Origin of the sequence: Vibrio sp. St2 (assembly GCF_947311885.1) — a bacterium.
GTDB classification, from domain to species: Bacteria; Pseudomonadota; Gammaproteobacteria; order Enterobacterales; family Vibrionaceae; genus Vibrio; species Vibrio coralliilyticus.
Map to the genome: position 1 here is coordinate 160,086 of NZ_CAMZNA010000007.1, position 23,560 is coordinate 183,645.

At 45.7% G+C, this 23,560-nt stretch carries 22 protein-coding genes and 2 pseudogenes; 15 read left to right on the plus strand and 9 right to left on the minus strand.

The features are described from left to right. Nucleotides 1-77: 77 nt before the first annotated feature. The 8 genes from QMA41_RS18935 (at nt 78) to QMA41_RS18970 (ending at nt 4,572) form a co-directional block, all read left to right on the plus strand. A complete protein-coding gene (locus QMA41_RS18935) occupies nt 78-599 on the plus strand; it encodes a hypothetical protein (RefSeq protein ID WP_235676576.1) in 522 nt (173 codons plus the stop codon). A gap of 116 nt (nt 600-715) precedes the next feature. Continuing rightward, a complete protein-coding gene (locus tag QMA41_RS18940) occupies nt 716-1,030 on the plus strand; it encodes a hypothetical protein (protein ID WP_281630370.1) in 315 nt (104 codons plus the stop codon). A 102-nt stretch (nt 1,031-1,132) separates the two neighbouring features. After that, nucleotides 1,133-1,903 carry a GNAT family N-acetyltransferase gene (locus QMA41_RS18945; protein ID WP_235676578.1) on the plus strand — a complete coding sequence of 257 codons (771 nt, stop codon included), beginning with the start codon at nt 1,133-1,135 and terminating at the stop codon, nt 1,901-1,903. A 51-nt stretch (nt 1,904-1,954) separates the two neighbouring features. Beyond that, on the plus strand, nt 1,955-2,380 hold the full coding sequence (locus QMA41_RS18950) for a hypothetical protein (protein WP_019274862.1): 426 nt from the start codon (nt 1,955-1,957) through the stop codon (nt 2,378-2,380). Between the two features lie 161 nt (nt 2,381-2,541). Then, the gene (locus tag QMA41_RS18955; protein WP_021457277.1) at nt 2,542-2,946 is read left to right on the plus strand and encodes an NUDIX domain-containing protein; all 405 of its coding nucleotides are present in this window, start codon (nt 2,542-2,544) and stop codon (nt 2,944-2,946) included. 130 nt (nt 2,947-3,076) lie between these two features. Further along, a complete protein-coding gene (locus tag QMA41_RS18960) occupies nt 3,077-3,499 on the plus strand; it encodes a GNAT family N-acetyltransferase (RefSeq protein ID WP_235676579.1) in 423 nt (140 codons plus the stop codon). A 141-nt stretch (nt 3,500-3,640) separates the two neighbouring features. Further along, nucleotides 3,641-4,066 (plus strand): hypothetical protein, encoded by a 426-nt coding sequence (locus QMA41_RS18965; RefSeq protein ID WP_235676580.1) that lies wholly within the window; start codon nt 3,641-3,643, stop codon nt 4,064-4,066. A 26-nt stretch (nt 4,067-4,092) separates the two neighbouring features. Beyond that, the gene (locus QMA41_RS18970) at nt 4,093-4,572 is read left to right on the plus strand and encodes a hypothetical protein (protein ID WP_235676581.1); all 480 of its coding nucleotides are present in this window, start codon (nt 4,093-4,095) and stop codon (nt 4,570-4,572) included. A gap of 22 nt (nt 4,573-4,594) precedes the next feature. On the opposite strand, the gene QMA41_RS18975 is transcribed toward QMA41_RS18970, so the two are convergent. Beyond that, nucleotides 4,595-5,551: an IS110 family transposase gene (locus QMA41_RS18975; protein ID WP_235676582.1), complete on the minus strand. Its 957-nt coding sequence runs from the start codon at nt 5,549-5,551 to the stop codon at nt 4,595-4,597. A gap of 437 nt (nt 5,552-5,988) precedes the next feature. On the opposite strand from QMA41_RS18975, the pseudogene QMA41_RS25665 reads away from it, so the two are divergent. Both QMA41_RS25665 and QMA41_RS18985 read left to right on the plus strand, forming a co-directional pair. Beyond that, nucleotides 5,989-6,158, plus strand: a pseudogene (locus QMA41_RS25665) (DUF1778 domain-containing protein); the annotation flags it as partial. Further along, nucleotides 6,157-6,419 (plus strand): annotated as a pseudogene (locus QMA41_RS18985) (GNAT family N-acetyltransferase); the annotation flags it as partial. The pseudogenes QMA41_RS25665 and QMA41_RS18985, both read left to right, overlap by 2 nt. Before the next feature lie 15 nt (nt 6,420-6,434). Here QMA41_RS18985 and QMA41_RS18990 read toward each other — a convergent pair. Further along, complete coding sequence (locus tag QMA41_RS18990; protein WP_235676583.1) at nt 6,435-6,914, minus strand: hypothetical protein; 480 nt, start codon at nt 6,912-6,914, stop codon at nt 6,435-6,437. Nucleotides 6,915-7,457: 543 nt separating this feature from the next. Here QMA41_RS18990 and QMA41_RS18995 point away from each other — a divergent pair. Continuing rightward, on the plus strand, nt 7,458-8,342 hold the full coding sequence (locus tag QMA41_RS18995) for a hypothetical protein (protein WP_235676584.1): 885 nt from the start codon (nt 7,458-7,460) through the stop codon (nt 8,340-8,342). Between the two features lie 45 nt (nt 8,343-8,387). On the opposite strand, the gene QMA41_RS19000 is transcribed toward QMA41_RS18995, so the two are convergent. Together QMA41_RS19000 and QMA41_RS19005 are read right to left on the minus strand one after the other, a co-directional pair. Then, nucleotides 8,388-9,404 (minus strand): DUF4238 domain-containing protein, encoded by a 1,017-nt coding sequence (locus tag QMA41_RS19000; protein WP_235676585.1) that lies wholly within the window; start codon nt 9,402-9,404, stop codon nt 8,388-8,390. Nucleotides 9,405-9,453: 49 nt separating this feature from the next. Beyond that, a complete protein-coding gene (locus tag QMA41_RS19005; protein ID WP_235676586.1) occupies nt 9,454-9,774 on the minus strand; it encodes a regulator in 321 nt (106 codons plus the stop codon). Nucleotides 9,775-10,104: 330 nt separating this feature from the next. Here QMA41_RS19005 and QMA41_RS19010 point away from each other — a divergent pair, with 330 nt between their 5' ends. Next, a complete protein-coding gene (locus tag QMA41_RS19010; RefSeq protein WP_172854921.1) occupies nt 10,105-11,541 on the plus strand; it encodes a hypothetical protein in 1,437 nt (478 codons plus the stop codon). Between the two features lie 1,225 nt (nt 11,542-12,766). Here the strand turns inward: QMA41_RS19010 and QMA41_RS19025 are convergent. Beyond that, nucleotides 12,767-15,514 carry a hypothetical protein gene (locus QMA41_RS19025; protein WP_235676587.1) on the minus strand — a complete coding sequence of 916 codons (2,748 nt, stop codon included), beginning with the start codon at nt 15,512-15,514 and terminating at the stop codon, nt 12,767-12,769. A 451-nt stretch (nt 15,515-15,965) separates the two neighbouring features. On the opposite strand from QMA41_RS19025, the gene QMA41_RS19030 reads away from it, so the two are divergent. Continuing rightward, nucleotides 15,966-16,934 (plus strand): hypothetical protein, encoded by a 969-nt coding sequence (locus QMA41_RS19030; RefSeq protein ID WP_235676589.1) that lies wholly within the window; start codon nt 15,966-15,968, stop codon nt 16,932-16,934. Between the two features lie 147 nt (nt 16,935-17,081). Here the strand turns inward: QMA41_RS19030 and QMA41_RS19035 are convergent, their stop codons facing one another. After that, entirely contained in the window at nt 17,082-18,035 is a 954-nt protein-coding gene (locus QMA41_RS19035; RefSeq protein WP_165579942.1) for a LysR family transcriptional regulator, read from the minus strand. 121 nt (nt 18,036-18,156) lie between these two features. Between QMA41_RS19035 and QMA41_RS19040 the strand changes: the two genes are divergently transcribed. Then, nucleotides 18,157-18,843, plus strand: coding sequence for a DJ-1/PfpI family protein (locus QMA41_RS19040; protein ID WP_172854925.1), 687 nt, complete (start codon nt 18,157-18,159; stop codon nt 18,841-18,843). Nucleotides 18,844-19,230: 387 nt separating this feature from the next. On the opposite strand, the gene QMA41_RS19045 is transcribed toward QMA41_RS19040, so the two are convergent. From QMA41_RS19045 to QMA41_RS19055, 3 genes are read right to left on the minus strand one after another with little or no spacing between them, the layout of a single operon-like run. After that, entirely contained in the window at nt 19,231-20,013 is a 783-nt protein-coding gene (locus tag QMA41_RS19045; RefSeq protein WP_040122433.1) for a TSUP family transporter, read from the minus strand. Between the two features lie 15 nt (nt 20,014-20,028). After that, nucleotides 20,029-20,904: an NAD(P)-dependent oxidoreductase gene (locus tag QMA41_RS19050; RefSeq protein ID WP_095572738.1), complete on the minus strand. Its 876-nt coding sequence runs from the start codon at nt 20,902-20,904 to the stop codon at nt 20,029-20,031. A gap of 10 nt (nt 20,905-20,914) precedes the next feature. Continuing rightward, complete coding sequence (locus QMA41_RS19055) at nt 20,915-21,931, minus strand: TauD/TfdA family dioxygenase (RefSeq protein ID WP_171348619.1); 1,017 nt, start codon at nt 21,929-21,931, stop codon at nt 20,915-20,917. Nucleotides 21,932-22,101: 170 nt separating this feature from the next. Here QMA41_RS19055 and QMA41_RS19060 point away from each other — a divergent pair, with 170 nt between their 5' ends. Continuing rightward, entirely contained in the window at nt 22,102-23,442 is a 1,341-nt protein-coding gene (locus tag QMA41_RS19060) for a PLP-dependent aminotransferase family protein (protein ID WP_235676591.1), read from the plus strand. Nucleotides 23,443-23,560 lie beyond the last annotated feature (118 nt).

The following is a 23,560-nucleotide window of genomic DNA, read 5'->3' on the forward strand; positions in this document are numbered from 1 at the left end:
TGAAGAGTAATTCGCAACGCTTGGTGTTTCCGCTTCACTCACACCTTAATACGACGTTATAAATCAAGGAGAAAACTTTGGACTCTGGCATTACTTCCGGATTGATTGGTGGTCTAGTCGCCGCAATCATCAGCACCCTCATCATCAAATCCGCTCAGAGAAAAATAACTCATGGTGAACTTAAGCATGGCGTGTTTATTTTAGTGCTGGCTATGGTTTGCATGACAATTTCCCTTTTTGCTGCCTGGTCTTTTGTCTACGATGACGATGTACATGAAAAAGCGGGCGAACTTGTGGCGGTTATAGGTTTGTTTTCTGGCTTTAGTGTCTTTTCGTTCGTATTTTTTGCTGAATACTTTAAAACGAGAGGCCGGTTTAATGACAACGGGATCGAATTTCAGACGCCTTGGACGGGGACAAAAAAAGAAAATTGGGATGACCTTGTTTCAGCGAAGTTTAACCCGTCAATGCACTGGTACACGTTCCAATTTGAATCTGGCAATCAGGTCCGCTTATCTTCTTGCTTGCTCGGGCATGGGGAGGTTTTAGCACTGCTCCACTCCAGAGGCTTTGACTTATCCCAGTGTGGTGAACAATGATTCGCAACACTTGGCATGGCGCGATGCGCAGCGTTATGTGCCAGTCAGGTAAGAGAGGACATATGCACAACATAGCGAGGGGTGGCATCACCGCCCTTCTTCTTTGCGGCGGGCAAATGCCAGCCTTTGCTAAGGAAGCCGCCTCCAGTCTAGATGGGGTGTTTGTGTATCAAGAGGTGGTCGGCGGACCGTATGTTGACGAGTGGTTTGTGAGTGGCGATTTGAATCGGTTGAACAATATTGACGTTCACCGTGAAGGGAAGTCGGGTTCATTTGAAGCCACGATTGAGGTTGACTGTCAATCATCAACAATAGCCGTTCAGGGAACCGGCTTACTCTATACTTCGATCGTTTTGACGAACGCAGAAACGGGTGAGTATTTCTCTAGAGAACTTAAGCAAGCCCTAGTCAAGAAACTCTGTACACGGTAGCCAAACACATGACAAGCGCCTAAGTGATCCAGTGCGCTTTTATGGAGTAGCGTGCTTCGCACCTGAATAGAGTGCGACATTTCAATCAATATCGAGGGAACGATGCAAGATAAAAGCATAAAAGACGTCTATCGCTCTTACTTTCACTTTAATAATGAGCGAACACTTTCAACAGATGCAGCCAGCGCACTTTGGTCGTCAGAAGCGAAAGGCTTCTCTGTTTTCGTGGACAAAACACGCAAATACGACAATCAGATAATCCTCCATGGTGTTTGTAGCACTGCAGACCTAGACAGCCATCTGACGTTGTATCAGCATGGTTTTTCTCCTGAGATTGCAATCGAGCCACAGGCAAAAACCAATGAGTTGATAGCCTGGTTATCCCGCCACGAGTTTGTACCCGGTTACGAGCATGAGTTTCTTCAACTGAGGTCGGCAGACTACGCTGCACCTGCAGACGTATCCGGTCACGTAGCGGTTGAGCGATGGACACATGAGCAGGTCGATGAATTTTTAGCGTTACTCAAAACGTCAGGTTTGGAGTGCTCAGACTCGATATGGGAGAAGAAGCGCTCGCTTTATTGTACAGAGACTTTTCGCGCTTATGTGGCAAAAATAGATGGTGAGCCGTGTGCTTGGGCAACGAGTTTTATCGAGAATGAATACGCAATATTAGCGAATGCGTATACCCAAGAGCGCTATCGCTCCAAGGGCTGTCAAACGGCCTTACTGAGGGCGCGAATCGAAGATGCCCTATCGTTAGGTGTACAGGTGGTCTTAACCGATGTAATGACCAACACCACCAGTAGTAAGAACTGTAAATCCGTCGGTTTCAGCGTTATTGGTGTGCGAAGCGTGTGGTACAAAAATTAGAAATATAATGAGCATTTCGCTGCAAGTGTAAAGGTTTAGGGGATATATAAAATGTGGAAAAAAGTGTATCTGGTCATTATCCATCTACTCGCGGTGATCGGAATTTCAACCGTGTATTTGTCTGTATCTGCGAGCCTAGGGCTAAATAAACAACGTACCGTTGTCGAACGTCCAGACGGGTGTCTTACTGGAGAGAGCGACAAAGAATTTAGTCCAGAGGGAAAACGGGCAATCCATGCACAATTTTCACAGTGCCCGAATAGTGACAACATCATGAAAGTGTGGCTTCAACCGGACGTAGGCGTCACTCGGTACGAACTCCTCTATGAGTCAGTGTACAACTCTGATGAAGTCATTGATATCTCATGGCGTAATGCGAATGAAATTGTCATTGGCATACCGAGTACCGTGTCTCCTTCGTTGATCGCATCGAATAACAATGGGATAGAGGTGTACGTCGAAAGTAAAAAGCGTTAGGGAAACTGGTAACCAACCACCATTAAAGCAGGACCCTCAACGCTTGGCATTTTGAGTCCTGGGTTGAGTGTTGGTGTTTACGATGCCATGCATTCGGCTAGGTGGTAGCAAAATCTGCTACTTAATAGGACGTTATAATCTCCAAAGGAACTATCATATCAATGAAAAACGTCGTTCAAATTGTCTTTGTTTCAGGACATCAGTTATTGCTGGCTTATCGGCAAAACACCGAAGCGTTTGATCAGCATTGGGGCTTTCCTTCAGGACGAATCGAAGACGGTGAGTCTCCTATCAATGCGGCAGAGCGTGAAGCTTTGGAGGAGACTTCGGTGGCCCCTAGAGCATTAAGTTTAATGGTAGAGTTAGATGACCCTAGCTTGCCGATCCGCCATTACTTTTACCTCTGTACTGATTGGATAGGCCAAATTGAGAACGCAGAGCCTCACTTGTGTGGAGAATTACGTTGGTTTAATGTCAACGAGTTACCAGAAAAATGTACGCCAATCACCTATCTAGTCATGCAGGAAATAAAAGCCGCTTTGCGTGATCATCAACAACTGACCTAACAATAAGTTAAGCGTGATTCACAACCCTCGCCCCTCACTGATTATTCGTTTAGTGAATGTGTACAATAACTTGGGTAAGGCGATGGCGCGGCTCATGCCTTAACAGAACGGGAATGAAAATGGAGTTAAAATGAGAATAGTTGAAGCCGATAGCGCTATGAAAGAAGCGGTTGGTCAATTCTACAAAGAGCAAGGCTATCACAGTGCGTGGTCTCAGACAGAAAGAGCCTTTATATGTGTTAACGATGGAGCGATTATCGGTTCTGTCAAAGTTGAGCTTATCAACGACGTTACCATACTCAGAGGCATGTACATTGCCGGTGATTTTCAGGGTCAAGGCTTAGGGCTCAAGTTTCTAAAGCACATTGAGCCGGTGTTAAACTCGCGCACAGCCTATTGTATGCCTCTCGCCCACGTAACCGATTTCTACAAACACATCGGATTCAAAGAAGTTGAAGAAAATCAGTACCCTGAGTTTCTCCAACAACGTTGTGAAAAGTATCGTGAAATGGGTTATTCGATAACCACAATGCGCCGTGAGAAAGTGGCATAACTGGTTTTGAAGAGTGGTTTCCAACGCTTGGCATTTTAGCTGTGCGTTAATGTTTAAAGTGGTTTGCGTGAGCTTCGATACTTGCGTTGGTCACGACTTAACGCAGCATTATGTGCTAGCAATAAAACGAGATTATTGAGTATGAATTCATCTTTGAGTGTTCCAACTGACAATCCCTACAAGTTAATGGCAATTGTTGGTGCTGTAATTTGTGTGTTTAGTCTCTATTTCTTACTGAGTCAAACTTACACATACAACGATATCGTGTTTCAAGCGGCTGAGAAAATTTCAATTATTGAAGCTCAAGATGAGTTACCTGATAGTATCAAGGAAGACCGTATTTCTATTGAAAATAAGAAGATTGAAGTCGTGAGTAAAGATAGGAAATATTTTCCTTATCTTTGCGGTGCAATTGCGGCTTTGGGGGGATTACTTTGTGGCATCGGATTTCGGCACTGGATATTTGAAGTATACCCAGATGAAGAAGCAATCCGAAAAGAGCAATTGAAAAGCTTGCGTTTAGCCAATAGGGCTGCGTCGAGAGTTAAATTGAGAAAACGTACATAACTAAGCGTTATATACAGGAGGCAAAGTTGATAAGATTATTGGCGGTTTTTATTGTGGCGTTTTGTCTGGGGGGATACGTGAGTCTTTATATCCTTTCGGATTACGTGACAAATATAAAGGAAAACCATGAGGCCGCTCTAGCTCAAAAAGTTATTGTTTCCAAGTTTATAAATACGCAGAACGCAGAACCATTGATCAAGGCCTCGAATACGTTAGCTCGCTATAGTGTTTGTGAACTTGGGGCAGACGAAGGTAAGGCTATTGCGCTCGTGCTTTCAATGAACTCATTCTATATGGGCTTATCAACTACACAAACATCAGAAGTTAACCTAGATACTGTCCTAACTGGTTCACTTTTAACTCGCGAGCTTAAGGCTAGTAATCCAAAGATAGAAAAGCTGAACGAACTCATCGGTAAGTATTGTGAGGAAAAGTTTATTAAGTGCGAAAAGTTCGATGACTTGAGTGAAGATAAGATCATGGAACTGGGGTTAAAATGCACATAACAAACGCCTATGGCGTCAATAGTTAGTTTTTAGCCATGTTTTCATTCCAAATGACACCATCTCTCAACATTGAATTTAGTATCACGACCATTTTGCGAACACAGGCAATGATGGCGACTTTTTTGGGCTTTCCAGCTTTCACCAACCGTTGGTAAGTTTCTTTGAAAACGGGGTTGCACTGCATGGCAGACATCATCGCCATATACAACACAGTTCGAACTTGTGCACGCCCTCCTTGGGTAGTTCGCTTACCTTTATAGCGGCCACTTTCTTTGGTTATTGGAGCCACACCGATGAGCGAAGCTGCCTGCTTGTTGGTGATGTAACCGAGCTCAGGAACGTTACTAATGATAGATGCAGCGGCAATGTTTCCAATACCGGGTACACTCTTTAGAATGAGGCTCTTGCTTTGATACTCTTGGCACTCTTCAATCAGTGCTACAAGCTTCTCTTCAATTTTAGCGATTTGATTTTTCATCGCGGTTAATATCGGTTTGATCGTTGCGTGAAGTGACTTCGGCAAGATTTGAATCCGATTCTTTTCCATCGTTTGCATGCTGAGTAGCTGATTCCGCCTAACAACTAAATCGCTCATTAAACGCATATTTTTGGGTTTAACTTGGGTGGTTTTAGGTTGAATGACTTCGCCATAGTGGGCGATCAGTTCAGCATCAAGTCGATCGTTCTTAGCTCGTCGCCCAACTGCGCCTGCAAAGCGTTTTATGTGAACGGGGTTGGCTCTCACAATCGGCAAGTTGTCTTCAGCGCAAGCTAAAACAAAAGGCATTTCCAATCGTCCCGTAGCTTCAATCACAATGCGTGTGGGGCTGTACTTCTTGATGATGTTCAGTGCTTCTTTTATCCCTTTTTCACTATTTTTAACAGAGAAAAACAACCCGACAGGCCTGATGTGAATATCCAATAGTGTTTTGCCTGTATCAATTCCAATCGTGGTGCTTTGATTCATGTTGCTATCCATAATAAGCGAACTCTTGCTTGCATAATGCGGGTTCGAGACCCAGTCTACTATTCGAGGTTAAAGCTTTAAGTCCTATGTAACGTTCTCGTTTGTTATCGGTCTCTCAACGGAGGAGCCAGCGTTCAATCGAACTATTACATAGGAAGCTTTAGCTGCAGCTAAAACCTAGATCTCACATTACCCGAAACTGGTCGCTGAATGGGGATAATTTCCTATACGATCTGTTTAATAAGGATTTGTAACGCGTGGCATTTTCAGCATGTGTTGGTTTGAGTGTTTAAGGTGTGATGCGGGAGCGTTATAATTGCGTTGCTCCCCCCCTTAATGCGGCGCTTTATTCTCTTCACTTCCGCACATTCTTAGTTCAAATTGCGTCAGTCCAAATTTTGCACGAGTGTCTTCATCCTTACGAAATGGGGCCGTTCACAGGAGGTTCTATGGCAATAGCACGTTTAGATATCCGCCTTGATAAAGAGATCAAGGCTAAAGCGGAAAAAGCATCGGCTTTGCTGGGTCATAAAAGCCTTACTGAGTACGTAGTAAGACTCATGGATGAGGATGCAACTCAGGAATTGAACAGCATGAAAGTACCGTAGTCAGAGAGAGTGGCATCACGTGAGTTCGGGGGAAGAGTTCGTGACCAAAGTAAACCCAAGCATGATCTAGCTCATTTGATTGTGATGAGTCAGAGTTACATGCGTTTATTAAAACGCAAGCAGCAAAACAACTGCAAACAGGTATCAGCCGAATGATGGTTGTACCAAGCTCTCAACCACTGCTTAATCAAAAGTATGCTGTTTGCGCTTTTTATAGTGTTGCTCCTCGCTCAATCCATCGAGAAACCTTACCTGCTAAATTAGCGAAAAAGATGTGTCTAGCCGCCTCACCGACTCCGTTTTAACGCCTCAATAAGCTGTTGACGTTCATGATTCGACAATGAAAACCATTTGTCCCCTCGAGTGACGATGTGCACTAAAGTCTGACTGAGCGGATCGGCTCTTTCCCCTGCCTGTCCGACCGCCACCAGCTCAACCTTCTCCCCGCTGCGGCGGCGAAGCTGAATGATGCGCCGGTCGATATCGCGACTGAGGCACAATTGGTAGGCATGACGCGACAAACCGTGCAGTAGTCCCACACGAACCGGGGGCCGCTTCGTCGGGACGCTCGGCAGATCCCTTTGTAACCACCGGGACAACACCCCATACTCCACCGCGGTTTCTAGCCAGGGGCACGGCGTGTTTTCTTGGCGCTTTAAGGTATCAAAGGCATTGGAAATGTCGCGCAGTTGGCGCGGCTGAGTGGATGTGTGTTGCAAGGCTTGATGACAAACGTGGTCGAGGTGTTCGAGTAGCGCATGGGGCATAGCAACCTCCCAGTGGAAGAACCCACACCACCCAGAGGCCTCAACCCCCAATAAAGGGTGGTGAACTGAACAAGGTTGGACCTACCGCCCACATAGTAACGGCCAGCTACAATGAGCTGCCCTGCCCAGCTCACCATAAAACGGGCGTGAAGTGATTATCTCGAATGCATTCACGACTTACGGGTGTGCCTAAGTCACACATTGTCAGAGGGTTAATCTGAATCGATGCGCTATGTGCTATTCAACGGGGGTCCAATCCCGGCACTGGATTTTGCCAGTGCTTTATTAGGCTAACCAGCCACCCCCTCAGAGTCAACGCGCCCACTCTGCGATTCTTTTGAACCTTAGCTCATTTTTCGATTTCAGTATGATGCCCCCGTAATGTAATACGGGGTGAAAGTCTCTGCTAAATGTTTTTGGGCTCAAGAGAAATCCTGAGACGTGACCTTAAGATTGATTTAAAAAGCGCTGTATCTATTTGACTAATTTTGTTCATAGCAACATTATTCTATTCACCCATTATCACATGAGAGCAATATCGAAATGAAAGCGAGAAATGTCGCTCTATTATTCATTTTTTTACTATTAGTGCTGGCGATTGTAGTACTAACTGTAGTCCTTAAGGGTACTAAAGAGAATGTAGAAAACTTTTTGATGTTTACGCAAAACTTCCAGAACTTATCAATGCCAATAGTGACAACGTTAAGTGTTCTATTTCTTTATTTCTCAATTACTCAAAATACAGAACAAGCTAGAAAAACTGCGCTTCAACAACAAGTTGAGAGCTTAGATACTCTCATAAACCAGTATGAGCAGCAGATACAAGTATTTTTACATAAAAAGGTTGTTGTCCCTTATGGAATTAAAAAAATTCTCGCTGACTATGGTGATGACGACGAAGTTGCAATCGATTGGGATGTAAATCGACTTCTTCTTCAAACAAACTCCTACCTCTCAATTTCCGATAACATCACCCAAAGCAATATAAGGCCAGCAATTTATGACTCATATTCTGATGACTTGATGATTGACGGCAAACTCATTGGTTACACTTTAAGTAGCGAGTTATTAGACCTAGTTGAATTACTAAAACAACGAGAAGTACTAGTTGAGGGTGAATCTAGGAATACCTACATATTTAAGCGATTAGAAGGTTTGGTTCGCGTACTTAAGTTTGGAGATTGGTTAGAAGATGAACATATCGAAACAATAAAGTCTTTGAGTTTTAAAGATGGATTTGATCCTTGCTGTGAGTCTTCTAGTTCAGTAGAAACAGCATCCCAATTTACAGCTCGAGTAAGAGTTTATGAAGGGATACTCCCTGATATATTAAAGTCTAGAGACAAAACGGATGAAGAAATAATAGTGGAGGCAGAAACTCCTAAGTTCGCTGGGAAGCCAGTTAGTTTCTCTACTAGTAAAGTCTAACTAGCTTAAAGTCATTTAAAGCCCTTCTTTTGGGGCTTTCCTGATTTATAGAGGCGCTGACTCTGTGTGCTTCAAAACCTTTTTAAGGTTGTCGCCCACTAAATTTTTGTATCGTTTGACAACTTCGTTTGTCGACCCAAATATGTGAAGATTAGCATGAGATGCTACTTTGCTATTTAGCTTTTGAACTGTCTCAAGAGAAACATTTTGTATGCCTTTCCCGAACTCATTAGAGTCATTTATCATATATCCTATTGTTGGCGAAATTGGATAAAAGAAGTCTGAAAACTCTGGTGGGATTAACGCTTCATCTTGTGAATAGGTACAACTATGAACGTTTACTATCGGTTGATCCGAAGTAATAAATGGCTCATCAGTATTGTTAATCAATAAGCATTGGTTCCCTTTATCTTTTCCAAGATAAATGTTCTGCCCAAAGCTCATTCCGAACATATAACTGAAGAACCACCAACAATCCCTCATTACGTTTGTAATTACAAGGCCGTCGTCTTCAGTTACATTCCTGTTTGCCGCCATTACTGTTTCTTTGAATGTCTTTGTTCTACTTATCTGATGCCCAAAGTAGATCATGAATTTAATCATATTCGTTCTATCTTCGAGTATATTCAGATTATGATTGGCTAGTTCGTCAATAATGTATCTTGCATCAGATTCATGCTTTGTATGAAGATTTTCGAGCATGTTATGTTGCCTAATTTCAATATCTTCTTCGAACTCTGGTACTTTTCGTCCTGAGCTTTTGTAAGTGTCTTCTAGAAACTGTATGAAGAGGAAGTCATCTAGCCAAGACATGTGCAGTTTGTGGAGTGATTCAGAGCTTTTACTAGAAAACCTTTTGATGATCTGTGCCTGTTCTTTGGATATATAGGAAATCTTATAGAAAGAGTCTTCTCTGGCCAGACCCTTAGTGCTATCAAATGAAATCTTATTGTGCTTTGAGCTCGTATACCAAATGTTCTTTTTATCTAACGACCATCGCTTTAAATAGTAATCCCATACATGATGGTGTCGGATTTTGATTTGCTTGTTCTTTGGCTTCATTGTGCACCTCCATGACTATAGTATCACTGGGTGCACTTTTCCGTAACATTCAGCGAAGAGTTTTAATTCTCGCTATAGCGACTGCGTACTTTAATAGCTTTGAAGAAATTGTAACCTCAAGTTCCGAATTGATATTAAGCAAAGCAATACCAGTTAGTATTTCTTGAGGAGTTACTCTATGACCTGTTGGTAGCTCCAAAAGGCCACTATTCATTTTAAATCCATACCATTCATCTTTGTGCGAAAGCTCGAGCCTTTTATGCTTTCGCATTAGCCTCTTGCACTCTTTCGGAATCTCCTTTCCTTTATCCCACTGTTTGACTGTTCTCACAGTTTTAAAACAAAGTTCTGCTGTTTCTTCAACAGTCATACCGCACTCAAATTCACGAAAAATGTAATTCTAAGTCATTTCGTGATACTTCATGATTTACTCTCTCAAAAGCGAGAGAGTTTATTAATGCATTAATTTTATTGATATGAATATTATTGAACATAAGCGCCCGTAATGCGTATCTCGCAATACTACCTCAGACTATCATTAACCAACTTATACGTTTCATAGCGCACCACAAAAGAAATACTTAAACTTTTTAGATGACAATGTGATGTTTTTTATAGGTATTTTGTCTAAATTTTCGTATACAAATAAACAACTCCATCAGTTATAGATATGATGCCATCTTTTTATGGATAACAAGACATGGCTAAAGACTTCCCTTTCCCTCCCAAAAGTTCTGCATACTGGATAGATAATAAAACTACCTCATATGATAATGCTGTAGCCATGTTTGACGCGCAAAATACCTTAGACAAGAAAATGATGCGTAACCCTGTCAGCACTACAAATACGGTGTCTACTTCAAATCAACAAACAGAGGCAGAGGTTGCAGATTCAGTTAACAATCACATGACCTCTCAACCTCCATCATCGGAACCTAACTCTAAGGCTTCAAGTGGCAATTCATCGGATACCACAGCAGAACCCGAGGAAGAAGCGCCACTAACTAAAGACGATAGTTCTGTAGATGAGTTTATGTTGGGTTGGTATCAGGTAAAAGAATCAGGTGCTATCGATTTAATGTGGGATGGACTACTAACACCAGAGACGCCTAAAAAAACCGTCAGGTTATTAAAAAAGCACAACAAACACTTGAATTCATATGTTAATCAAGGCGAAATTGTTGTACTTCCAACAGTTGAGCCCAAAACAGAAGACCAAATAAAGCAACTAGAAGCTCTCAAGGAAGAAGCAAAAGCCGCAAGTGTCGAGTTAGGAAAGTTGCTTTCTAATGAAGTTGCTGCCTTAAACCGTCACTTTGATTTGCTTGCTTATAAACTTGAGGAACGTGTTAAAGCTGATGGATTACCTTCAGATTATTATGCTCAAGTATCCGCAGGTGTTGGAGCAACGAGTGCTTTGGTGGAGCAAAATCTCAAAAACATTCAAGGTGTCCTCTTTGAGATAAATGATCTCTATACAACACAAGTGGCAATGGCAAGCCGAACGGGCGGTATTAACTACGGATCATTTGTGTCTGAAAGAGCTGCTTTGTTTAAAAAACTAGATGGCTCATTTGCAATGTTGTCCAAAAGCAATGTTCAAATACCTGCCTATGTGCAAGTAAAAAGAAACTTAAAACTTTCGACCAAATCGGTAGTGCATAATGCAGATGAGATACTGAAGTCTGGAGTTGTCCCAAATCTTGGAAAACGCATCGCCAATATTTCTATGGGTATGTCTGCAGCCAGAGGTATTGGTTACATTGGCGTGATGGTTGGTGCGACAAGTGGTTTGAATAATATTTATGATGCCTGTCAGGTTGATAGCTCAGGTAATTGTGGTAAAACCGTAACACGTGAGACCTCTGGATTTCTGGGAAGTTTAGGTGGAGGAACAATCGGTGGCAGTGTGCTAGCTACTGGAGCTGTTGCGGCTGTAAGTGGTATCGCACTACTTTTAGGAGTGACTGCCTCTGCGCCAGTGCTAGCTATTGCTGCTATTGGAGGATATGTAACTGGGGGCTTTGCTGGAGGTGTTGCGGGTGCGACGGCAGGTAAAGCAGTTGGCGATGTATTGTATGATAAAACTATGGACCTCAAAGAATTGTCAGAGGACACATTGGAGCAGCTATTTTGATCACTACCCTCGATGAAGTACAAACTATTGTCATAGGTCTTATCTCGTTATACATAATAATTTGGTCGCTACCAGCTGCGATAGTATTGGCAACGGTCTCACTTGGTGACTTTAAGTATATAATTACTATTGATAAGTATCTTGCTAAAGACTTAGGCAAATACTATGACAAGAATGGCTTCATGCGCCCTGATTATCAAATGTCATACTCTATCGGCAGTCGCTTTATAGGTTACTGCATTAAGTATCCTTTCATACATCATCGAACAAGAAATCAATCCACTAAGTTCCGACTTTTTATGTGGGCAAATACTGTAGGGACATGGGGTTGGTTGGGAACACTTGTACTAATTCTTGTATAGGACCGGATAGCTTGGGTCAGAAATTTAGGTAACCTTACTAGCATTTCTAATGACGTATAACATCCTTGAATATTTCAGTAGTCTTCTAGATATGTAATGCTCTTTCTCACCACCAATTTCTAATATAGCTTGAGCTACTACTAGCTCTTGTGGGCTGACTAGTTGACCGTTCGGTAGTTCAAGCTTAAAACGATTCATTCTAAAACCTCTCCAAGCTTCGTTTGGAGAAAGTTCTCTACCTGATACCAACCGCATCAAACGTTTACACTCTGGTGGGATTGGATTACCCCTATCCCACCGTTTGACCGTACTCACACTTTTGAAACAGAGTTTCGCTGTAGTTTCGACGCTAAAACCGCACTCTAGTTCTCTAAAAAGCTGATTTTTGTACATTACACACCTCCAATCGAGCTTTGCTTAGATAAGGTTGGTTAATACTTAGTGCCTGATATGCAACATGTTTTAATATAAGGCCGCAGAGTACGCACTGTGAAAAGTCATACCTGAGCCGACAATAACACCAAATTTAAATGGCTACCCTAGTACACCGAAGCTGTAACGTTTTTTGAGCGCTGATTTCAAAAGCATGATCTCCATGAGGTGTTGGCGTAGCGCTTAACCAATTGAATGACCAAGCTATCAGATCAGCTACTTATCATCAGTAACGATAATTCTGCTGTTACCACCTTAAGCCAAGTTCGTTAAAGGCTTCACAAGCGTGAGAACACGCTGGTTGCTTGTGTCCATCTAGGCGGTTAGCCGTGGTGGTAAAGTGATCATCAGTGTAGCGATTGACGACCACATCGCTACACACCACGGCTTGTTATTGATACTAGGCCTACACCACTATCGAGACATACTGACTACTCGACCCAATAAGTCACTAGGAGTGCTTTGTTTTCCAACTCGCTTCCCTCTTCACTGAGATCCAGTGTGTAACCCAATATTCCCCATGTAAACGGACGTAATCCACTTTCGATATCCGAGGTATTAAGTTGAGGCACATTGCCGACAATCGTTGAGCTTTCTCCCGCAGACACCGTCTGACTGCTTGAGAGTGCGCCCCATCCCCCATAGGACATTGAGGTGCCAAACTCGGCTTCAGCAAACAAGGGCACACCCACCTTACTTCCAAAGCCAGTCTCTACTGAATTACCGACCGTCTGAGTGAAGCCTTGGACATTGGCTGAGCCATCCGAGTAGTTAATGCTCATGAAATTGGTCGCCGTTCCTTGTCCTTGGTGCACTTCTGCCAAATACGTTCCTTCCCCTTGGTAGGTGATCACATCGCCCGTCTCTTGCATTTCCTGTATGGTTTGCAGCGCATCGTGTTTATTCATATAGCTGCCCGGCTCGCCACGGGTGTAGCCCAAGGCCGACTCCAATTTCGCACTATTAATGTATTGGTTGGTGAGGTCCTGGCTTTTCAAGTAATCCAGGGTGACCGATGCAAAACGCGACGGTCTTGGCACATCAATGACGAAATCCGCATCGCCAGAGATTGGCTTATCCATCTCGGTCGTTTTCACCACGGAATAGAAATAGTGATCCGCGGCGGCGACCGAAATAACGACAATTTCCTCGCCCAATGAGCCATTAAAACCAATACCAATCTCCTTGGCGCTTTCTTTCAAATACGATTGCGCGTTTTCCTGGCTAATGCTTGTGGTGACACTGCTTTCGACGGTTGCCTGTCCAATGAATCCGCCTGCCGCCGAGACATTGAATCCAAAGTCACTGCCCCATCCCTGCACCGAGCCGATTTCCTCTGACGTTCCCGAGTTCTTCCCTAGCTCTAACGTGGTGCCTGACGCCGAGCTCGGATTGGTCTGCTCGGTATAGTACGGCACCGAGGCTAACATGGCGTATACCGTGGGCTCTGAGTAACGCAGTTCATGCCCTTCATACACCGCAAGATCTTCATCCGAATGATAATTCACCGCTTGCAAATCCAGATACGGATAGGCCTCACCCGCCACCAACTCGTCGTCAAAAATGGGGTGTGATGACGAAACGAACTGTGCGTCGTCATGGAACGCCAACGCGCGGTAGCGGTCACCTAAAATGCGCCCACTGTGTTTATCAACCCAAACATAATAGAGCTCGGGAGCGTCGTTTTCTTTTGCGTTTTCATGCTGAAAGTTCGCCGCTTCGGCTTTTAGGACCGCATTTTGGGGTCTATCCGTGAGGCTTGTTTTGGTGGTGTGCACCGGCACCCCCTCGTCATTCACTTCTCTTTGAAAGACCTGGCCGTCGACCACCACCCATTCGCCTGATTCGGAGGCCTTCCACACCGTCATTTGGGGCCTGTAATCCATCGCATAAATCGGCGAATCCCAATAATTGCGCGTGTAATGAGAGAGCGTGGCCCCATTTGGGTTCACTAAGTCGATGACCGCGGACTCCAGCACCATGGACTCCCAGCGACTTGCGTGCGAATAGTGCCCGGTCGCGGCAATTTCGTAAGCGCCACCAGGTCGCAGCTGCGCCAGCTTGACGTCGGTGGGAATAATATGACGATTGTGCTCCGCCGTGGGGTTAAAATAAGGGTCATAGACGTACAGTTCATTGCTGCCGATGATCATCTCGACGTGGTCATTGTCGTACCGATACAGCTCATAACGCCCTCGCACATTTTCATTGGTGTTATTGTAGGATTCTTGAGCGCTGTACATGGCTACGATTTCAAGACCAGGCACCCCATCGATGTCTTTTGCATCCATCGATAGATTCCACGATCTCAAATTGTACTCACTACCATCGGGTGACCACGGGTTGTGTTGATTGACCCATGTCCACGTGCGGGTAGACGCGTCATAACGGTAGAGGTCGATGGCGCCATTGTAGGCGACGATGACCTCATCTTTGATATTGTCTCCATTGAAATCCCCCCCGATGGCCTGCACAAACGAGTTGTTCTTATTCCAGGTGCGGCTCGGATTGGCAAACCCACCGAAGCTGTGCAAAGAAGCGCCATGCTCGATGTATCGTGACGAGCCCACCTGCGACACAGAGAGCGGCTCTTCGACACCATCGGCGTTCACGTCCACCACCGCGGTCGTCGACAGAGCCCCGGAGAAGCGATGTGGCAATCGTGCCGAATTCGGCTCTCCGGACGTAAAGAGGTAAGGTGTGCTACCTTGATTGAACAAGAGCTCGTCAGTATCGGAGGTTCTGAAATATTCTTTCCCATCGACGTTCACCATTTGGTCCATCAACGGATGGTATTCGCTGTTTGCCGGCGCGCCCTTTTGCGAGATATCCAGCGGGGTCGGATCGTGATCCAGATGCATGGCCAGCTCTTGAACGATGCGGTCAGATTGAGCGGTACTTTCAGAGCCCGAGTACGCTGCAAATCGCGTGGAGTCCGGCGCGGCGCGATCTCTCGTACGAAGCAGTTTGCCGCTGTTTAACAGCGGGTACTCGACGGTCCCGTCGTCATGAACCATGGTATAGATGTCTTTTCGATCGAAGTTGTAGCTGCCATCCGCTTTACGTTCAGACACCAGTTGAGGGTCCACCTGGTTTAGAAAGTCCTGCTCCGTTTGGAGTGCATACGCTGGCGATGTCACGATGGATGTGACGGCGACCGCTATCAGTGATGTTTTCATGTTAAATTCTTAAGCCTCATTATGTTGTTTGTTCGCTTGCCAACAGACCCATGTCGATTGGATGGCGGGCATCATATTCAACAACATTCATTAGCAACATATCATTGAGAGTAAGAATTTCTTTAAGTGATATATGCACTCATGTTTATATAAACACCACTCCTGCAATAGCCCTTCGGTTGAAAGAACTCGGCTTCTCACACTGGGCGGCCTGGACCTTCGGCAGCGTCCTACGTGCACTCTCGGCCGGCCATACTGATGTGATGAGTCAGCGTGCCCTTGCCAGCGCGACTTTTTGTGGCGGCGCATGCCTTCCCTAAGGTGCCCCACATTTTCCATGGTTTTCACCGAGCCTCTGCGCGTGTTACCCCTTACGCTAGTTCCCATTTACAGCTCATTGTTTGTGGTATTGAGCCCCCCTTAACGTCGCTGCGTCATGGAGAATACGTCGATGAATAGAAACCTCGTTTGGTTCCGCGATCAGGCCATCACCGCAACCAAAATAAAGAAGCTCGCCGCGGATGAATATCTGATCAGCAACAAACCCTTTAGTAAGAAATCCGCAAACCCTGGCTTGTCGCAGGTATTAACGGAGATCCGGCGGCTGCGGCTGCAAACTGAGCCTCAGCTCGCCGGGGACCCCACCCGTTTCGATGTCGGTAGTGGCATCTTTGAGGTCACGGAATACGAGGCCAATATTGAAGATTGTCGTCAGGCCGACGAAGGGGAAGACGTGAGCGCTACGGTGCTATCAAAAGCAACCATCGACCAACTCACAGAAGAAGGTGACATCACCCCACAGATCAACCCTCGAAACATCAAACGAGGGTCACTGAGAGTGACCATTAATTTTACGCCCAAGCGCGACAGCATTGTCGATGAAGATCAGGTCCGCATTGCTTTGGTACAAACCAGTCGTCCTATCCGAATAGAAGACAATAAAGTCACCTTCATGTCCTCTGGTGAACGCCAACTCAACCGTATGACGCAAGACACGGCCATGGGCTATTATCTTGACCGACGCTGTACAGCGGAAAACCCTATCTATGGCGCCCTAGATCTGGCTGATGACACCTCCACATTGATGGCCTCACTTTCCACGAATGCGTGTGAGATCGCTTATGGCGAAGCCTTAGCAAGTTTAAACGACATGCCTTGTCGTTATGTGCCGGCTCACGGCACCATCAGCCATGAATTTGAAACGGCCGCGATCGAAATTCGTGAACGAGAAGGCAAAATATCCATGCGCCACCTTGGCTCACTGACCTGGGGATACAAAATTGTCCGGGGCGTTATCTCGCCGCTCAAATTGGGCACCTTTAAACCCGGAAAGGTGACACCGCAATTTCTCGAAGCCATGGAAAAGTGGAATGATCAGGCGGCGTTAAGACGCAATCCACACACCAACATCACGCTGTAATGCGATCGAAGACATGGGTTGTTGACCTCAGATTAACGGGAGGTATTAGGCTAGGTCGGATGACAGTACCTGTATGAGTCAGGGAGCAACATCGCCTAACCTCGCCATTTCAGGAGGATCCTTAACGCTTGGCATTTTTGCTATGTATTACGTTTGGGGGGCAGCGAACGCGTCGAGATTGCTGACCCAAGTGCGACGAGGGCTTTCGCCTTGAGCTTGTATAGATTCGATGACAAAATCGACAAACAGCTTAACCCTGAGGGGCACATGTTCACGGCGGTGATAGAGTATATAGACACCTTCATCTCGCGGACGAAAGCTTGGAAACAGGGGCGTTATCTCCCCCGCTTTTATCCAGTCACGAGCGATGAAATGAGGAATTTGGGTTAAGCCAAGGCCCTGAGCACAAAGCTCTGCCATTGATTCCCCGTCATTGACCACCATGTTTTGGGCTATGTCAGGTAGTTTTGCTTCGTCGCTCGGGGCCAGTTTCAGTCCTAACAATCTTCCTGTTTGTTTAAAGCGAAAGCGTATCCAAGAATGGTGATGAAATTCATGTGGTCCCCTTGGGGCTCCGTGTTGATTGAGGTAGTCGTGACTTGCACAAATCAAATAGTCGATAGGGCTCAGTTGACGCGCGATCAGTTGTGAGTCTTGGACTGACCCTGAACGAATCGAGACATCAATGCCATGCTCGATCATATCTAGGTAAGCGTCATCAAACTGAATCTCTAGGGCGATGTTAGGGTACAACTGACGAAATGTTGCGAGTAAGGGCTGGATGTACCTTCGCCCATAAGACACCGGTAGGTTCACCTTTAATGTCCCTGATGGAAGGCGATTAGATTGTTGCAATGCTTCTTCACAGGCACTGAGTTCATCGAGCACCAATCGCGCCGTCCGAGCGTATTGATGACCTGCTGAGGTTAGATTGAGCTGGCGTGTGGAGCGTTGAAATAGCTGGATCCCTAGCTCTGACTCTAACCGATGCAGCGCCTTACTCACCGTGGATGGATCAGTGCCATACTTTTTCGCGGCTGCCGCAAAGCTTCCTCGCTCTAACGTCGCAACAAAAAAGCGTAAAGTACGTATCTTATCCATTCCTACGCCCTCATTATTCATGAATTTAAATCACTATAGACGAGCCAGCAAAGCACTTCAATCACGAATCAGGTTCGATAAGATAGAGCGAATTCTTTCAGTCTAATCACGAGGTGAAACAATGTTTAATGGTCAACTGAAGCGCCGCACTATTGCTCTATCAACACTTATTCTCGGGCTTGTTACTCTCACGCCGACCGTCTCCGCTGCCGATAAGACCATTGGTATTCTGGTTTACGATGGTGTGCTTACCTCCGATGTGACGGCTCCCCTCGAGGTATTTGGCGTCGCCAGTCGATTAACTTGGTTTAGTGATTATGACGTCGTGACGATTTCTGTGACGGACAAGCACACCGTCACCACCGAAGAAGGATTAAAAATCGGTGTAGATACCTGGATCGGGGAAGCGCCCCCATTAGATGTCCTGATACTGACATCAAGCTATGACATGGACCCCCTGATCAACAATCGAAGCTTGATTGAATACGTCGCCTCCACAGCAAAACAGGCTGAATGGATGGCAAGCAATTGCTCTGGTGCCTATCTGTTGGCCGAAGCCGGCGTATTGGATGGAAAACAAGCCACAACATGGGCAGGGGGCGAGCGTGATTTCCAAAGTGACTACCCACAAGTTAACGTGCTGAGCGACAAAAACTACGTCATTGATGATAAGGTACTGACGTCAAACGGCAGTCTAGTGAGCTACCAAGCGGCTCTCAAATTATTAAATTTGATGAGCTCTCCCTCGAAAGCGGAAGAAGTGGCTGATGCATTGCAATACTCTCGTTTTTCAAGCCAAGCTTTCTAATAATAAGAAGTGAACGGACCTTTAAGAAAAGGGAAACTCGGTGGGTGCGGGATGTTGGGGGTGCACAAATGCGGCACTCCCATGGCAATGTGAGCCAAGATCTGACTATGCAGATCGCCCACTTTATCACTGGTGTGGCGGCAAAGCGGAATGACGTGCCAGCCGATATCGCCACTGAGACCCGGCTGGCAGGCGTCACGCCTTGCCAGCGCCCCTCGCGAACAAGGGGCGATTTAACGCTCTTGAGCACCACAAGCGATCGCTCCGTTCGCCACCTCTCATACGTCAAAAGTTAAAAAGGACCTTCCCGAATGTCGATACTTCTTGATGCGCCTAAGAAGCCCCTGACGTCTATTGACATAAAGGGCTAAGGTATATGGGTACCCGTTAAAAGATGAACTTATAGCCCAAAGAGATCATCAACAGGCTCAGAGAGATGGAGATCGTTCGTTGGATGAGTTTTGGACCATACTTCATTGCTGAAGAGCTGCCGACATGGTTACCTAATAAGTTCATCATCACTAATGGGACCGCTAACGCGTACATCACACTCCCTGCTAACATGAAGGCGATCAGAGCGCCTATATTGGAGGCAAAATTAAACAGCTTTGACGTCGCTGAAGCGGAAACCAAATCGAACTTTAACAAGTAATGCAGCGCGAGGATCAGAAAGCTGCCCGTTCCCGGCCCGAAGAAACCATCGTAAAATCCAATCACAAATACGGCAGCAGGGACACCCAACAAGATGACGTATCTATTGATGGGCGCATCCGTATCGTGTGCTTTGCTCTTTTTGGGAATAAACGACAGCACAATACCAAACGGCAGCATGGCGAGTATGATCTTGCCAATCGTATCAGGGTCGAAATACAGTATCGCTTCCGCCCCTGCATAGGCCCCCACTAAGCCTGCCGGAATGCCCGTCGCCACCGCAGTCCAGATAACGCACTTATTTCTGACGAAATTACGGATCGCCGCAATTGTGCCAATGGTGCTGACTATCTTCTCTTGCCCCAACGCGATGTGTGGCGGTAGACCAGCAAGAATGAAAGAAGGCACCAGGATCAGCCCCCCGCCACCGGCAACCGAATCGATAAACCCCGCCGCAAATGCAGACACCATCAGTGCAATGAGAATCCACACTGTAATATCGCTTCCTAAAAATTCCATGTTGTCTTACTCCGGTTATGAGGCTTCTTGGTAAGTTTTGATGAGTACAGACGTATCCATACGACCGTAACCGCTGTTCTGTAGCTCACGATATTCATCGTCTACTTTCGTCGTAAGGGGCAGATCTATCCCCAACCTTTTACTTTCATCGATGCAAATGCCTAAATCTTTACGCATCCAGTCAATCGCGAAACCAAAATCAAATTCATCTCTCGACATCGTTGAGGAGCGATTCTCCATTTGCCACGAGCCCGCCGCCCCATGCTTCAGGACCTCCACCAAATCATCGATATCTAAGCCAGAACGTTTTGCTAACGTCAGTCCTTCACTCAAGCCTTTCAAAACGCCAGCAATACAGATCTGATTGACCATTTTCGAACGTTGACCTTGACCGTTTTCTCCCATCAACTTGGATTGTTTGCCATAAGCGCTCATCACAGGCGCTGCCTGCTCAAACGCATCACTTTGACCACCACACATGATCGTCAGCGCACCATTTTCAGCCCCCGCTTGCCCACCAGACACCGGCGCGTCAATGAATGCGATCCCTTTTTGTTTGCAGGCCACACTGAGTTCCACCGCCAATTCAGCGGATGTGGTGGTATGGTCGACCAAGATACTTCCTGGTTTCATATTGTTGATAAGACCCGTTTCACCATAAACCACGCTACGAACGTCGTCGTCATTACCAACGCACACAAAGACCAAATCGCAATCTTGAGCGGCAGCACCAGGCGAGGAGCACGCTTCACCGTGGTAGTCCTTCGCCCAATCATGAGCCTTTTTCGTGGTGCGATTGTACACTTTGGTTGGGTAACCGTGGCGAGAGAGGTGCCCTGCCATTGGGTAGCCCATGACACCTAATCCAATAAAGGCAACATTGTTTTTCATCGCGTTCTCCTTAGTCCTTTCCTATATGTTTTGAATTTCCGTGCGGCACTATTTGATCAAGCGAGCTCATCCCAAAGAGTCTTACCAACCAGCGATCAGCGCCATCTTGACGTGGGTAAAACCCTTCTCTGCTGTGTACCACACGTTGATTTTTGATAATGAGCAAGTCACCGGGTTGGTAGACCAGATGGCGTTTAAGGGATTCATTGGCGAGCTGAGCTTCCAGCATAACTAAGGCTGCCGCAGCACTTTCCGTCAGAGGGGTCGTGTTTTCCTTATCATATCGACAGTAAACGACCCCATTGTCACCCGTGGCCAATATTGGCAACCGGCTGCCTTTGGCTTGAGCAAAGGAATCTGGCCGATTGATAAGAAAATTGGGTTTTGATAGTTCGCTGATCACACCTGAGCTCACATTGGCAAGCAGTTCATCTACAAGAATAAAATTCGAATTCACTCTGAGATCCGAGCGCAATGCCATCAATGACAAGAACTCAGGGCAACCACTGCGTTCGATCATGTCCTCGCAAACCAGAGGCAAATCAGGATTATCCACATGATGCCCAAACGTATGAATGGAGCCATGTGAGGACTTCTCGTTTTGGGCATGTTGAACAGGCACAACATGTCGAAATAGGAACCCATTATTCTCACTTTGATAAGATATTGGTTCAATTCCCGCCAATTGATATATGCCAATATGTATACCACTGACCAAGGGCGTTTTTGATGGCGAAAGATACCCTTTGTATGGCGTGGCACATAAGTCGTGGTCAACAGGAAACCCTCGGATAATTAAAGCGCTTTTGGAATCATCGCGTGAAAACGAGGTAATGGTCTTTATCTGCTCTTGAGGAAGGCTGTGTTTAATGGCGTTTCCTAGCCAATCTTTAGCGTCCAACCATGACTGGTCTTCAGACAATCTTAAGTGATGAATCGCACTTTTTATTTTGTGGGCAGATTCATAAGAAACATGCATCTCCTGTACGCTTTGTAATGAGTGAATCTGAGCTTCCTGATTTAACATTATTTTTAGCCTTTACTGTGTGTTATATAATTTCCTTATTATTTTGACGCATGTTATTTACCAAATTGACATATGTCAATGTTAAAATTACATCACAAGCTTCTTAATTTCATCGAGAAAAGACATACGTTATGCTTTATAATTGAAGAGGAGAATTAAGGAGAAGTAGATTGAATAACCACAAATTTGTGCGTATTGCTGACACTATTGAGGAAAAAATTGATAGTGGCGAATACGCGGCCAACACTAAACTACCGACCCATCGACAGCTAGCCGATGAGCTTAACACGACCCCAGCGACGGTCGCGAAGGCCTATAAGTTGCTTAGTGACAAAGGCAGGCTTGAATCGTTTGTTGGCAAAGGCACGTTTGTGGCTGCTCACTCTGATCTGAATGAAGCCATTCAAGTGGTCAATGAAGACGCCAATTACAATTTCTCTCTTCTACAGCCTTGTTTGCACAAGAACATTCCTGCGATAAAGAACGCCTATCGACAAGCGTCTGACCTCCTCACTGAAACGCTGATTGGGTACTGTGAGGATTCGGGGCATGAAAAACACCGAGAAGCGGCCGTAAAGTGGGCCCAACAGTATGGGTTGGAAGGCGGGAGTATCGATAACACCCTACTCACCAATGGGGCTCAACATGCCCTCTCTCTACTCGTAGAAACGTTAACTGAGCCCGGTGATACCATTTTAGTCGAATCCCTGACTTACCCAGGAATATTGGCCATTGCGAATTTATCTAACCGCAACGTTGTCGGCGTTGACTTAGACGAACATGGCCTCTGTCCATCAGCGCTGGACAGCGCGATTCAACAATACTCACCGACTCTCATCATTGTCATTCCGTGCCATCAGAACCCCACTGGAGTTTCGATGCCCGAAGTCAGAAAAAAAGAAATCGCTCAGATCATCAATCAGCATCAAGTTTGGTTGGTGGAAGATGACATCTATTGCTTCTTAGATGAACGGCCCATTCCCCCCATTGCTAACTTTGCACCCGATTACACCTTTCATGTCACCGCGTTGTCTAAAGCCATTAGCCCGGCCATGCGGTGTGGGTTCATTAAAGCACCGGATAGTCAGATTGCATTGTTAAACGCTCACATACGAGCCAATATCTGGCTGTCATCGCCTATCAACTACATTGCCGCGACGTTACTTATCGAGTCAGGTGAAGCCTTCACCCTTGCCTCGAATCAAAGAGACATGGCGTCGAGCCGACAAAAAATCGCTCGCGAGATTTTTTCATTGAATGGTGTCCATTCTACTGGCTACCATGTTTGGTTATCTTTACCCGAACATTGGCAACAAGATAGGTTTACGATGGAAGCCAAGAACCGCGGATTAATTGTCACCAGCGGCAGTTATTTCTGTGTGGATGGCTCTAGCACGCAGCACATCCGGCTTTCACTGACCTCAATCAGTCAAGAAGGTAAACTGATTGAAGGACTCAAACAAATACGGGATCTCCTGAATGCAAGCCCGAATGCCTTTATGCCTTTCTGATTGGCGCAGGGGTCAGAGGCGGGCTTTTTGAGCCACTCAACGGTTTCAGATCCCGTTTATCACTCAACCGCTATGGAACATTGATAAAAAAGACTATTCGCAAAGTTATCACTTACTT

What these genes read in the sequence shown, in the direction of transcription:
- QMA41_RS18940 (WP_281630370.1), top strand. Translation starts at nt 716, where the DNA reads ATGCCAGCCTTTGCTAAGGAAGCCGCCTCCAGTCTAGATGGGGTGTTT.
- QMA41_RS18945 (WP_235676578.1), top strand. Translation starts at nt 1,133, where the DNA reads ATGCAAGATAAAAGCATAAAAGACGTCTATCGCTCTTACTTTCACTTT.
- QMA41_RS18950 (WP_019274862.1), top strand. Translation starts at nt 1,955, where the DNA reads ATGTGGAAAAAAGTGTATCTGGTCATTATCCATCTACTCGCGGTGATC.
- QMA41_RS18955 (WP_021457277.1), top strand. Translation starts at nt 2,542, where the DNA reads ATGAAAAACGTCGTTCAAATTGTCTTTGTTTCAGGACATCAGTTATTG.
- QMA41_RS18960 (WP_235676579.1), top strand. Translation starts at nt 3,077, where the DNA reads ATGAGAATAGTTGAAGCCGATAGCGCTATGAAAGAAGCGGTTGGTCAA.
- QMA41_RS18965 (WP_235676580.1), top strand. Translation starts at nt 3,641, where the DNA reads ATGAATTCATCTTTGAGTGTTCCAACTGACAATCCCTACAAGTTAATG.
- QMA41_RS18975 (WP_235676582.1), bottom strand. Translation starts at nt 5,551, where the DNA reads ATGGATAGCAACATGAATCAAAGCACCACGATTGGAATTGATACAGGC.
- QMA41_RS18990 (WP_235676583.1), bottom strand. Translation starts at nt 6,914, where the DNA reads ATGCCCCATGCGCTACTCGAACACCTCGACCACGTTTGTCATCAAGCC.
- QMA41_RS18995 (WP_235676584.1), top strand. Translation starts at nt 7,458, where the DNA reads ATGAAAGCGAGAAATGTCGCTCTATTATTCATTTTTTTACTATTAGTG.
- QMA41_RS19000 (WP_235676585.1), bottom strand. Translation starts at nt 9,404, where the DNA reads ATGAAGCCAAAGAACAAGCAAATCAAAATCCGACACCATCATGTATGG.
- QMA41_RS19005 (WP_235676586.1), bottom strand. Translation starts at nt 9,774, where the DNA reads ATGACTGTTGAAGAAACAGCAGAACTTTGTTTTAAAACTGTGAGAACA.
- QMA41_RS19010 (WP_172854921.1), top strand. Translation starts at nt 10,105, where the DNA reads ATGGCTAAAGACTTCCCTTTCCCTCCCAAAAGTTCTGCATACTGGATA.
- QMA41_RS19025 (WP_235676587.1), bottom strand. Translation starts at nt 15,514, where the DNA reads ATGAAAACATCACTGATAGCGGTCGCCGTCACATCCATCGTGACATCG.
- QMA41_RS19030 (WP_235676589.1), top strand. Translation starts at nt 15,966, where the DNA reads ATGAATAGAAACCTCGTTTGGTTCCGCGATCAGGCCATCACCGCAACC.
- QMA41_RS19035 (WP_165579942.1), bottom strand. Translation starts at nt 18,035, where the DNA reads ATGGATAAGATACGTACTTTACGCTTTTTTGTTGCGACGTTAGAGCGA.
- QMA41_RS19040 (WP_172854925.1), top strand. Translation starts at nt 18,157, where the DNA reads ATGTTTAATGGTCAACTGAAGCGCCGCACTATTGCTCTATCAACACTT.
- QMA41_RS19045 (WP_040122433.1), bottom strand. Translation starts at nt 20,013, where the DNA reads ATGGAATTTTTAGGAAGCGATATTACAGTGTGGATTCTCATTGCACTG.
- QMA41_RS19050 (WP_095572738.1), bottom strand. Translation starts at nt 20,904, where the DNA reads ATGAAAAACAATGTTGCCTTTATTGGATTAGGTGTCATGGGCTACCCA.
- QMA41_RS19055 (WP_171348619.1), bottom strand. Translation starts at nt 21,931, where the DNA reads ATGTTAAATCAGGAAGCTCAGATTCACTCATTACAAAGCGTACAGGAG.